The following is a 12,623-nucleotide window of genomic DNA, read 5'->3' as shown; positions in this document are numbered from 1 at the left end:
TACTTAGCGCTTGGAAACCGGAACGTAGTCGCGTTCCGATTCGCCGATATAGAGCTGGCGCGGACGGCCGATGCGCTGTTCCGGATCCTCGATCATCTCGTTCCACTGGGCGATCCAGCCGACGGTGCGGGCAAGCGCGAACAGCACCGTGAACATGGTCGTAGGGAAGCCCAGCGCCTTCAGCGTGATGCCGGAGTAGAAGTCGATGTTCGGATAGAGCCTCTTCTCGATGAAGTAGCTGTCCGTCAGCGCGATGCGCTCGAGTTCCATCGCCACTTCCAACAGCGGATCGTCCTTGTGGCCGAGTTCCGCCAGCACTTCATGCGTCGTCTTCTGCATGATCTTGGCGCGCGGGTCGTAATTCTTGTAGACGCGGTGACCAAAGCCCATCAGGCGGAACGGATCGTTCTTGTCCTTGGCGCGGGCGACGAATTCGGGAATGCGATCAACCGTGCCGATTTCGGCCAGCATGTTGAGTGCTGCTTCGTTGGCGCCGCCATGTGCCGGACCCCACAGGCAGGCGATGCCCGCAGCGATACAGGCGAACGGATTGGCACCCGACGAGCCGGCGAGGCGAACGGTCGAGGTCGAGGCGTTCTGCTCATGATCGGCATGCAGGATGAAGATGCGGTCCATGGCGCGGGCCAGAACCGGATTGACGACATACTCTTCGCACGGAACGGCAAAGCACATGCGCAGGAAGTTCGACGCATAGTCGAGATCGTTCTTCGGGTAAACGAAGGGCTGGCCGATATGGTACTTGTAGGCCATGGCGGCGAGTGTCGGCATCTTGGCGATCATGCGCAGCGAAGCGACCATGCGCTGGTGCGGATCGGTAATGTCGGTGGAGTCATGATAGAACGCCGACAGAGCGCCGACGCAGCCGCACATGACAGCCATCGGATGGGCGTCGCGACGGAAGCCGGTGAAGAAGCGGCTCATCTGCTCGTGCACCATCGTGTGATGGGTAACACGGTGGTCGAAATCGAGCTTCTGTGCCTTGGTCGGCAGTTCGCCGTAGAGAAGCAGATAGCAGACCTCGAGGAAGTCGCCGTGCTCGGCCAACTGCTCGATCGGATAGCCGCGGTGCAGAAGCACGCCCTCGTCACCGTCGATATAGGTGATCTTGGATTCGCACGACGCGGTCGAGGTGAAGCCGGGATCGTAGGTGAACTGGCCGGTCTGCTTGTAGAGCGTGCCGATATCGACAACATCCGGACCGATCGACCCCGATCGAATCGGCAAGTCCACCGATTTTCCATCGACCGTCACAACTGCGCTTTTTCCTGTCATGGGGATCCTCCGTTTGCAGCAAATTGGCACACAATTATGCCGCAGATATTAACGTCGATCATGTGCTATCCGATTTAATGACAGCTGCCAAGTTGAACGAAAGGCAAATGGTGCGACGCAAAAATAGGCATATGGCAACGCAATAATTGCATGTTCGGACGATATGTCCAATGGCATTATCGCTCCTTCCTTCGGCACTTCCATCTCATCCGTGAAACTGTTGCTGCTTTTTTGGGCATCAAACTCACCGGTTGCGTTCTCTCTCGCGCGGTTGCAAACTGGCGGCGGGCAGGGGCGGATGGAACGTCATCCATGAATGAGGGGCAGGAGCCACGGCTGGCGTCGCGCGACCGCTTTGGCGGGACGCACGTCGATGCCTCCGATGGCTCTCGGCAAATCCCTGCGACGCTGCCCAAACTCCGAAAAACCAAGGCGTTCAATTTGCTCACCGCACCTCGCCAACGGTGGGCGCGGATTCGCTGGCGCAGTACGATCACCGGTGCCTTGGCGGAAGAACAGGACTTCGGACATCCGTTCCTCTTCGTTCCGGTCTTTCTTGGGCTCGGCGCGCTCGTCTGGTTTTCCTTGGCCGAAACGCCCGGACTTCTCAAACTTGCACTTCTGCTGTGCGTTTTTTGCATGGCAGCTGGTTTTCTTCGACACTCTCCCGGCGTCTGGCGCATAGCGACACGATTGGCGACCCTGTTCCTTGCCGGCATGTTGCTGGCGGCTTTCGAGACGGCGCGCATGGGCACGGTGCTGCTCGATACCTCCGTTACGACAACGGTGCGCGGGACGGTCACCGGGCGGGAAGCCACGGACAAGGGCTATTGGCGCTATACCGTCACCGTCGCGCAGACATCCGACCCCACACTGAAGCGGGCCTCCGAGACAATCACCCTACTGTCGCGCAACCGCGAAGCAGCGATCGCGATCGGCGGCGGTATCGAGGGCAGGGCACGTCTGTCGCCACCCTCGGGTGCGGCCCTTGTCGGGCTGAATGATTTTGCCTTCGACAGCTATTTCAAGGGGATCGGCGCCGTCGGTTATTTCTATGGCAAGCCGAAGTCCATCGCTGCTCCGGAAGGCTCCGATAAAGGCAGGATTGCCCGTTGGCGTGCCCAGGGGAAGGAGACGATTGCCCGCTGGCGCGAGGCGGTCGGTGTCCGTATACGCGGAACGATCGGCGGCGATGCCGGCGCGATCGCAGCAGCGCTGGTCACGGCGGAGGAGCGCGCCATCAGCCGGCCGACGATCGAGGCGCTACGGGAGGCGGGGCTGGCGCATGTTTTGGCGATTTCCGGGCTGAACATGGTGCTGGCGGCCGGCACCTTCTTGATCGGAGCCCGAACGGTGCTTAGCTTCATCCCGGGGCTCGCGCACCGCGTCCCGATCAAGAAGCTTGCGGCCGCTGGCGCTTTGATCATGGTATTCTTCTATATCCTGATTTCGGGTGGCGCCGTTTCCGCCGTGCGCTCGTGGATCATGATTTCCATCATGCTCGTGGCTGTCTTCTTCGACCGGCCGTCGATCAGCCTGCGCAATGTCGCGCTGTCGGCTCTCATCATCCTGGTGGTGACGCCGTCCGCCATAACCGGCCCAGGGTTCCAGATGTCATTTGCGGCGACACTGGCGCTGGTGGCCGGCTACGCGCATTGGCGCGAGCGGCCCGACCGCGATCTCCTACCGACCAACCCGAAAATGAAGCCGCTGAAAGCCGCCGGCGGTTTTTTCGCGGGCCTGCTGCTCAGTTCGTTCATCGGCGGCATGTCGACGATGATCTATTCCGCCGGTCATTTTCATCGTCTCGCGGCCTACGGGTTGATCGGCAATATCCTGGCCATGCCGATCATCAGCATTTTTGTGATGCCGTTCGCGCTCGTCGCCATGCTGCTCATGCCGTTCGGGCTGGATTATTATCCGCTGCTGGTCATGGGGCAGGGACTGGAATGGATGATCGCAATCGCCGGTATGGTTTCGTCCTGGGGCGGACAGGTGACGACTGGCCGGGTTCCGGAGATTGCCTTCATGTTGATTGCTGCCGGCGGAGTTCTGGCCTGCCTGTTCCGGACATGGTTGGCCGCTTCCGGACTTTGCGTCATCGCTATCGGGCTCGTGGTCACCTGGGCAGGTAGTGTCCCGCAGCCTGCCCTTGTCATCGCCGAGGACGGCCGGCTGGTGGCGATGATCGAGGGAGACGCGGCTGCCAGCAACCGCACCCAGCCGCCGGACTTCATCTTCTCGCAATGGCAGCGTGCGCTCCGCCTCGACGATCACCAGAAGCCGCAGCAGCGCGCTGACCTTGTCGTGAAGGATGCGGAGACGGTGACGGAGGAAATGGCGGATACTGCCGCCGGAAAACGAAACAGGCCGCCGATCGACAAGGAGGTCGCGCAAAACGCTGTTCGAAAACTACTGGCGGATTCCCCATCGGGACGCTTCGCCTGCATCCCGAAACAGGTTTGCGCGGCAACGACAAGACAGGGATGGAAGATCGTCACGGTCGATGATGCCCGTTTCGTCGGCATTGCCTGCGATGAAGCCGATATCGTCGTTACCTCGGCAATGCTGCGTTTTCCGTCCTGCCGTTCCGGTGCGACATTGCTGAGCGGACAGAGCCTGCGGCGTTCGGGCGCCGTGGAAATTCACGCGGTCGCATCCTCCATTGATGACAAGCCCGCAATGCAGCTGGTTTTCGCCCTGGAGCAACTGCATCGGCCCTGGGCCCGGCACCGGACTTACGACTGGCGGACGGGCCGGTTCGACGAGGCCGAGACTGATCAATAAGAGCGGGTGCCTGATTCCGCAGGCGTTGCGGTGGCAGTCGGTTTATTCTTGATTAAATAACTCCACAAATCCTTGTCTTTCGGCCATACTCGTCCTATGAAGCGGCGTTTGTTGAAGCCGTTCGCTTTCATGCCGGCTGTCGAATTACAGGGTTTGCGCGTCCGGTCTCTCTTCTCCCAAGGGATGTCGGGCGATTGATAGGTAAGGATAAGATCATGCCGAACCGGGTTATGCCGAAATGGATGATGCTGGCGGCCGTGCTGCTTGCTGTCTCGAACGCGGGCGCGCTTCACGCGCAGGAAACGCAGGCGCCTGCCAGCGGTGAAATCCAGCAGCCCGCCGAGGAGACCCCGGCTGGCGCGACACAGCCAGCACCCGTCGATGCGACTACACAGGCAGTTCCGGCTGAGGCTGCGACGCAGGACGCGCCGGTGGATGCCGCTCCGATTGCCGGCGAAGCACAGGATGCAGGTCAGGTTGCTGCTCCGAATCCGGTCCTGCCGCACGATCTATCGCCGCTCGGCATGTTCATGGCCGCCGATATCGTCGTCAAAGGCGTGATGAGTGCGCTGGCACTGGCATCCGTCGCCACCTGGGCGATCCTGCTGGTCAAGACATTCGAACTGGCCGCCGCCAAGGCGGCCGCCCGCCGTGCCGTGCGTACGCTTTCCGGCGCCACCGTCCTGCGCGATGTGCGCGAAAATTTTGCCGGAAAGAAGGGCCCCGCGGCTCTGATGATTGCCGCCGCGGCGGATGAACTGTCGAAGTCGGAGGCCGTGCTGGATATTGTCTCGACTCAGGGTGTGAAGGAGCGCGTCGCCTCGCAGGTGTCGCGCATCGAGGCGCGTGCCGGAAAGAGCATTGCCGGCGGCACCGGCGTGCTGGCGACGATCGGCTCGATTTCACCGTTCGTCGGGCTTTTCGGCACCGTTTGGGGGATCATGAATTCGTTCATCGGCATCAGCCAGGCGCAGACCACCAATCTCGCCATTGTTGCTCCCGGTATCGCCGAAGCCCTGCTGGCCACCGCCATCGGTCTTGTCGCGGCTATCCCGGCCGTCGTCATCTACAACTATTTCGCCCGTTCGATTGCCGGTTATCGCCTGATCCTGGCCGATGCCTCGGCCGCGGTCGAGCGCGTCGTCAGCCGCGATCTCGATTTCCGCCAGGCCCGCAGGGTCGCGCCGCGCAAGGCCGAAAGCCATGCGCATTCGGACGCCGGCATCGCGCGGATCGGATAAGACCATGGCCAGCAAAATCAGCGAAGGTGCCGGCGACCTAGAGGAAAACAGCGAGATCAACGTTACGCCCTTCATCGACGTGATGCTCGTGCTGTTGATCATCTTCATGGTTGCGGCGCCGCTTGCGACCGTTGATATGAAGGTCGATCTGCCCCAGTCCGCGGCAACGCCGGCCAAGCGTGAGGACAAACCGGTTTTCGTCACCCTGAAAGCCGATCTGTCACTGGCTCTCGGCAATGACGAGACCAGCCGCGACAATTTTGTCGGCGAGCTCAACCGGATGACCGAAGGCAATACGCAGACCCGCATCCTGCTGCGCGCCGACAAGGCGGTGGATTACGGTGAACTGATGACAGTGATGAACCTCATCCAGCGCGCCGGCTATACCAAGATCGGGCTTGTTGGCCTGGAGGCCGCGCCCGCCGGTTGAGACGAATACATTGTAATATTTGTATCCAGCGGCCAGACCGGGATGGATCTGGCTGCTGTATGTTCTCTGCCCACGGCGAGGTCCAGACGATAAACCCCGTGAAATATCTGCGGGAACCCTCTTCGACGGACACGCATGTCGCCGCCAAGCTTGCTTTTTTGCGAGAACTGCATTCCATAGCTTGAAACCGTTGATGCGCGGATTTATGAGCGTGGCCATATCCGGCGCAAGGCAAGTGCGCGCAAACCGGACGACGATCCGGATCATGAGGTCAGGCAAGATGAATTTCGAAGCAGCACGCATCAAGATGGTCGACAACCAGATCCGCACGACGGATGTGACGTCGCATACCGTTCTTTCGGCTTTCCTGTCTGTCCCTCGCGAGGAGTTCGTGCCCGCCGCGATGAAGCCGCTTGCCTATATCGACACCGATGTCGAACTGTCGGGCGCGACCGAAGGCCGCCGCTACCTGATGGAGCCATCGCCGATGGCCAAGCTGCTGCAACTCGCGACGATTACCGGCGGCGACAAGGTTCTCGAGATCGGCGCCGGTACCGGCTACACATCGGCGATCCTTTCGTCGCTCGCCGCTTCGGTGATTGCTGTTGAGAGCGACGCTGCCCTGGCCACGGAAGCGACCGCGACGCTTGGCCGTCTGGGCTACGGCAATGTCGAGGTGGTCACTGGCACTTTGGAAGCCGGGTATGCGTCGGGTGCGCCTTACGATGTGATCTTCGTCAACGGCGCGGTCGAGACCGTGCCGGAGGCTCTTCTCGACCAGCTCAAGGACGGCGGCCGTCTGGTTGCGGTGGTTGGTTTCGGCAATGCTTCGCGCGCCCGGATCTATACCCGCGAAGCCGGCAAGACCTCGGAACGTCTGGCTTTCAACACGGCCGTCAAGCCATTGCCGGGCTTCCGGATTGCGCGTGAATTTGTATTTTGACGCTCCTCTTATTGAGGGCGCTCAGCATTTGATTGTTATCGTGTATATTCCAATGTTGCGAAATGGCAACGTGCCTTTCGTTTCTCCGGGTCACGGGTAGCCGAAGGTGGTGCAACCGGTTGTCGCAGCTTGAAATCCGGGCTTCAAAGAAGACGCTTGCCGAGGATTGAAGTCAGACCTCTTGCGCTTAAGCAGCGACAAGCAGCGTGAGGTGGTTTCCCTCACATGATGTGAAATGCCGCGGCTTTGCCGAACTGGGAAGATCTGGGTCATTCCGGCTTCCATACCGGAGTAGAGATTGTGTCGATTCTGCGTAAGATGGCTATGTCGGCCGCCCTTTCCTCAACGGTCTGGCTGACGCCCCTTGCTGTTTCGGCAGAAACGATCTTCGATGCCATGGCCAAGGCCTATCAGAACAATCCCGATCTGAACGCAGTGCGCGCCGGCCTGCGCGCGACGGACGAAGGCGTGGCGATCGCCAAGTCGGGTTACCGGCCGCAGATTTCGGCGGCGCTGCAGGGAACGGCGACACACCTTGGCACGGAGGCTTTCCCGAACTTCCAATTTCCGCGCCGCGGGACGCCACTTGTCGCTGAACAGGTGCGCACCGGGCTCGCGACAATCACGATCACCCAGCAGATTTTCGACGGCTTCCAGACGCTGAACAATGTCCGCGCCGCCGAGGCGAACGTGTTTTCCAGTCGCGAGACGCTGAAGGCGAACGAGATTTCCATTCTTCTCGCCGCAGCCCAGTCCTATGCCAATATCGCCCGTGACCAGCGCGTCGTGTCGATCCGCAAGCGCAACATGGCCTTCCTGAAAGAACAGCTGAATGCGGCGAAGTCGCGGCTCGACGTCGGCGAGGGGACCCGCACCGACGTCAGCCAGGCGGAGGCCGAGCTTGCCGGCGCGCAGGCCATTCTCGCGAACGCGATTTCGCAGCTGAAGCAGAGCGAAGCCGTCTATGTGCAGATCGTCGGCGATATGCCGAAGGGCGTCAAGCAGCCGGCTCCCGCCTCCAGGGCGATGCCGAAGAGCCTCGACCAGGCCGTTGCCTCCGGCCTGCGGGATAACCCGACGATCGCGGCGGCGCAGTACAGTGTCGATGCCGCCGGTTACCGCGTGAAGTCGGCCGAGGGCACGATGCTGCCGGGTGTGGTGGTGCAGGGTAGCCTGTCTCGTAATACCACGGACCGCACCAACGGCACGGATACGGCGAGCGCCGCCATCACCGCGCGCCTGGAAATTCCGATCTATCAGGGCGGCGCCGAATATGGCCAGATCCGCCAGGCCAAGGAACGGCTGGGCCAGCAGCGTATTCTCGTCGATTCCGCCCGTGCCGAGGTGCAGCAGACGATCGTGACGGCCAATGCGCAGCTTGAGGGCGCGCTTGCGTCAATCATTGCCAACAAGGCCCAGGTGAACGCCGCCAACATGGCGCTCGCCGGCGTCATCGAGGAGCGCAAGGTCGGTCAGCGAACCACGCTTGACGTGCTTGATGCGCAGCAGAGCGTGCTGGTCGCGGAAGAGAGCCTCGTCGCCTCGCAGCGCAATGCCGTGGTGGCCAGCTATTCGCTGTTGGCGGCCATGGGCCGCCTGACGATCAAGAGCCAAGGTCTCCAGGTGGCCGAATACCGCTCGGAAGAGCACTACGAGGCCGTCAAGGACAAGTGGTTCGGCCTGCGCACAGTGGACGGGCGCTAAACCATTTGCCTGATTTCATCGCATTCGAATGGGGAACGGCCCGCAGCTTTCGCGGCGAATTTTCCGTGCGAATCGGCGACGGGTAACGGATCGAACAAATCTGTGCAAGAATCCAACTTGATGATTCGCGGCGTTTTGTTCAACGCCGAACTCGCATACAGTCCGCATCGACACCTGCGTGGCAAATCTTTCGATCCAATTCGACCGCAGAAACGGGGATAATCATGGCACAGCCCAATGCAGCGCGCGAACCTTCGATGGACGAGATTCTCGCCTCCATTCGCAAGATCATCGAAAGCAACGAGCCGGGCCTTCCCGGATTCCCGGCCAACGATCTCGGTCCGGCACCGGACGAGGGCTATCGCGGCGAACGTTCCTACGAGGACGATCGCGCCTATGATACCGACGATATTCATCTGACCATCGATGACGATGCGCTCGTGGCTGAGTTCGAAGCCGAGGTTCAGCAGCATGCGCAGCCGGTGCCGGTCCGCGAGCCACAGCCGGAGGTCGAACGATCGGCGGCTGCCGTCTCGACCCCGCCGCTGTCTCTGGCCGATGTCGCCGCCCGTGTGCGGGCCGCCTCTGAGCGGCATTCGCTGCCACTGCGCGAGCCGGACAATGCGGTCGCACAGCGTCCCAGGATCGAAAACCCGACCGTAACTGCCCGCATGACACCCGCGCCGGTATCACAGCAGCCGGCCGTACAGGCCGAGGACAAGATGGAGCCGGCTGCTGCTCCGGTCACAGCGGCGCTGGCCCAACCGGCCGCCGCAATCGTTGAAAAGATCGAGGCGCCGGCCGCTCAATCCGCTCCCGAACGCGTCGAGGCTGAGAGCCATCCGGTTTCGATCATCACCGAAAAGGAGGTGAACTCGATCGTATCGCCTGCAGTCGGCGAACAGGTTGCCCGCTCGTTTGGTGATCTCGCGCTTGCCTTTGACAGCAGTCAGCGCCGTTCTTTCGACGAGATTGCCGAGGATATGCTGCGTCCGATGTTGCAGGAATGGCTGGACGACAATCTGCCGACGCTGGTGGAACGGCTCGTGCGTGAGGAGATCGAGCGCGTTGCGCGTGGACCCCGGCGGTAGGCTTTCGCATTTCTCTCCGTCAAAGCCGCCAGCGACCACACTGGCGGCTTTTTTGTCGTTATTGTTGACACCAATGCCCCGTTCCGATTTACAAACCATCGACATCAATCAGCGAGTTTGGCTCCAGAATGCTTGAAAAAACCTATGATTCCGCCGCAGTCGAACCGCGTATCGCCAAGATCTGGGATGACGAGGACGCCTTCCGGGCAGGTGCGGGGGCAAAACCTGGCGCCGACAGCTTCTGTATCGTCATCCCGCCGCCGAACGTCACCGGCTCGTTGCACATGGGCCATGCGCTGAACAACACATTGCAGGACATCATGGTCCGCTTCGAGCGCATGCGCGGCAAGGACGTGCTCTGGCAGCCGGGCATGGACCACGCCGGCATCGCAACGCAGATGGTCGTCGAGCGCAAGCTGATGGAACGCCAGCAGCACCGCCGCGAGATGGGGCGCGAGGCCTTCATCGACAAGGTCTGGGAGTGGAAGGCCGAATCCGGTGGCCTTATCTTCAACCAGTTGAAGCGCCTCGGCGCTTCCTGTGACTGGTCGCGCGAACGCTTCACCATGGATGAAGGTCTGTCGAAGGCTGTGCTGGAAGTGTTCGTCTCGCTCTACAAGGAAGGCCTGATCTACAAAGACATGCGTCTGGTCAACTGGGATCCGAAGCTGCTGACCGCGATTTCCGACCTGGAAGTTGAACAGGTCGAGATGGCCGGCAATCTGTGGCACCTGCGTTATCCGCTGGAAGACGGAGCGACCTACCAGCATCCGATCGCCTTCGACGAGGACGGCAAGGCGACCGAGTGGGAGACGCGTGACTATCTCGTCGTCGCGACCACTCGTCCTGAAACCATGCTCGGCGATACCGGTGTTGCCGTCCATCCCGATGACGAGCGCTACAAGGGGATCGTCGGCAAGCATGTCGTGCTGCCGCTGGTCGGCCGTCGCATTCCGATCGTCGCCGACGAATATCCGGATCCGACCGCCGGCACCGGCGCGGTCAAGATGACGCCTGCGCACGATTTCAACGATTTCGACGTCGGCAAGCGGCGCAATCTGCGCCAAGTCAACATCCTGACCATCGATGGCCATGTGACGCTTGCCGGCAACGAGGACTTCCTCGAAGGCCTGCCGGCGACCGACGAGCTTGAATCCGTGATTTCGACACTCGACAATCTCGAGCGTTTCGCCGCCCGCAAGGCGATCGTGGCCATGTTCGAGGAACGTGGTCTGCTCGACAAGATCGAGCCACACAAGCACACGGTTCCGCATGGCGACCGTGGCGGCGTCCCGATCGAGCCGCGGCTCACCGAACAGTGGTATGTCGATGCCGCGACGCTGGCGAAGCCCGCGATCGCTTCCGTTCGCGAAGGCCGCACCAACTTCGTCCCGAAGAACTGGGAAAAGACCTATTTCGAATGGATGGAAAACATCCAGCCCTGGTGCGTCTCGCGCCAGCTCTGGTGGGGACACCAGATTCCGGCCTGGTACGGTCCGGACGGACAGGTCTTCGTTGAAAAGACCGAGGAAGAGGCGTTGCACGCGGCGATTCAGCACTACATCGCGCATGAAGGCCCCTGGAAAGCCTGGGTCGAGGAGAAGCTCGAAAACTTCGCGCCGGGCGATATTCTGACCCGTGACGAGGACGTGCTCGACACGTGGTTCTCCTCGGCGCTCTGGCCGTTCTCGACGCTCGGCTGGCCGGACAAGACGCCCGAACTCGACAAATATTACCAGACCGATGTTCTGGTCACCGGCTTCGACATCATCTTCTTCTGGGTTGCGCGGATGATGATGATGGGCCTGCATTTCATGAAGGATACCGACGGGACTGCCGTCGAGCCGTTTCATACCGTCTACGTTCACGCGCTGGTTCGCGACAAGAACGGCGCCAAGATGTCGAAGTCCAAGGGCAACGTCATCGATCCGCTCGACCTGATCGACGAGTATGGCGCCGATTCGCTGCGGTTCACGCTGGCGATCATGGCGGCGCAGGGCAGGGACGTGAAACTCGATCCGGCGCGTATCGCCGGCTATCGGAATTTCGGCACCAAGCTTTGGAACGCAACGCGATTTGCCGGCATGAACGGCGTCGCGACCGATCCGAAATTCGTTCCGGAAGCCTGCTCGTTGACGATCAACCGCTGGATTCTGACGGAACTGTCGCGCACGATCCGCGATGTGACGGAAGCGATTGAGGGCTACCGTTTCAACGAAGCGGCCGGCAGTCTTTATCGTTTCGTCTGGAATCAGGTTTGCGACTGGTATCTGGAACTGCTGAAGCCGGTGTTCGGCGGCGCGGACGAGGCAGCCAAGGCCGAATCACGTGCCTGCGTCGCCTATATTCTTGACGAGACCTACAAGCTGCTGCATCCCTTCATGCCGTTCATGACGGAAGAGTTGTGGGCGCAGACGGCGGCTGAGGGGCAGACACGCGACGGCCTGCTGTGCCACGCGGAATGGCCGTCGTCGTCCTATGCCGACGATGCGGCGGCAGACGAAACCAACTGGCTGATCGATCTGGTCTCCGGTATCCGTTCGGTCCGTTCGGAAATGAACGTGCCGCCGGCGGCAATTGCGCCGCTCGTCGTTGTCGAGGCAAGCACGGTGACCAAGGAACGGCTGGAGCGTCACGCCGCCGCCATTCGCCGGCTGGCGCGTGTCGATGCCATCGATCTCGCCGCGACCGCGCCGAAGGGCAGCGCCCAGATCGTCGTCGGCGAGGCGACCATCTGCCTGCCGCTCGGCAGCCTGATCGATCTGTCGGTTGAAAAGACGCGCTTGGAAAAGGCGCTGGCCAAGGTCGACCAGGAGCGCGAGCGCATTCTCGGCAAGCTCTCGAACGAAAAATTCGTCGCCAATGCCCGGCCCGACGTAGTCGAGGCGGAGCGGGAACGGCTGGCCGAGCTCGACGGCCAGAAGGTCTCGCTTGGCGTGGCGCTTGCACGAATTTCGGAAGCGGGCTGACGTCAGCTCGACATTGTCGTGAAGAAGACAAGCGATCGGCCAAAAGGCGGCCGGTCGCTTTTTGTTTGAAAATACATGCGATCTCGGATTGATGACGGTCGCAATGCAATGCAATGCAGAGTTTATTTCTGATTCTCTTGCGGAATCCCGGTTTCTGCCCGAAAT

At 61.1% G+C, this 12,623-nt stretch carries 8 protein-coding genes; 7 read left to right on the top strand and 1 reads right to left on the bottom strand.

The features are described from left to right. Positions 1 to 3: 3 nt before the first annotated feature. Positions 4 to 1,293, bottom strand: a complete 1,290-nt coding sequence (gltA, locus tag ACST81_RS14450; protein ID WP_438748716.1) for a citrate synthase — start codon at positions 1,291 to 1,293, stop codon at positions 4 to 6. 441 nt (positions 1,294 to 1,734) lie between these two features. Between gltA and ACST81_RS14445 the strand changes: the two genes are divergently transcribed. The 7 genes from ACST81_RS14445 (at position 1,735) to ACST81_RS14415 (ending at position 12,458) form a co-directional block, all read left to right on the top strand. Further along, positions 1,735 to 4,080: a ComEC/Rec2 family competence protein gene (locus tag ACST81_RS14445; RefSeq protein WP_438753577.1), complete on the top strand. Its 2,346-nt coding sequence runs from the start codon at positions 1,735 to 1,737 to the stop codon at positions 4,078 to 4,080. 215 nt (positions 4,081 to 4,295) lie between these two features. Beyond that, complete coding sequence (exbB, locus tag ACST81_RS14440; protein WP_438748715.1) at positions 4,296 to 5,321, top strand: tonB-system energizer ExbB; 1,026 nt, start codon at positions 4,296 to 4,298, stop codon at positions 5,319 to 5,321. Between the two features lie 4 nt (positions 5,322 to 5,325). Then, on the top strand, positions 5,326 to 5,751 hold the full coding sequence (gene exbD / locus ACST81_RS14435; RefSeq protein ID WP_438748713.1) for a TonB system transport protein ExbD: 426 nt from the start codon (positions 5,326 to 5,328) through the stop codon (positions 5,749 to 5,751). Positions 5,752 to 6,031: 280 nt separating this feature from the next. After that, positions 6,032 to 6,694 (top strand): protein-L-isoaspartate O-methyltransferase family protein, encoded by a 663-nt coding sequence (locus ACST81_RS14430; RefSeq protein ID WP_438748711.1) that lies wholly within the window; start codon positions 6,032 to 6,034, stop codon positions 6,692 to 6,694. A 297-nt stretch (positions 6,695 to 6,991) separates the two neighbouring features. Continuing rightward, positions 6,992 to 8,398 (top strand): TolC family outer membrane protein, encoded by a 1,407-nt coding sequence (locus ACST81_RS14425; protein ID WP_438753575.1) that lies wholly within the window; start codon positions 6,992 to 6,994, stop codon positions 8,396 to 8,398. Positions 8,399 to 8,622: 224 nt separating this feature from the next. Next, entirely contained in the window at positions 8,623 to 9,489 is an 867-nt protein-coding gene (locus ACST81_RS14420; protein WP_438748710.1) for a PopZ family protein, read from the top strand. Positions 9,490 to 9,617: 128 nt separating this feature from the next. Next, a complete protein-coding gene (locus ACST81_RS14415; RefSeq protein ID WP_438748708.1) occupies positions 9,618 to 12,458 on the top strand; it encodes a valine--tRNA ligase in 2,841 nt (946 codons plus the stop codon). The last annotated feature ends 165 nt before the right edge of the window (positions 12,459 to 12,623 follow it).

Source organism: Pararhizobium sp. O133 (assembly GCF_051669845.1).
GTDB lineage: Bacteria > Pseudomonadota > Alphaproteobacteria > Rhizobiales > Rhizobiaceae > Pararhizobium.
The sequence above is the reverse complement of the archived record's forward strand: the minus strand, read 5'-3'. Positions and strand labels throughout refer to the sequence as shown.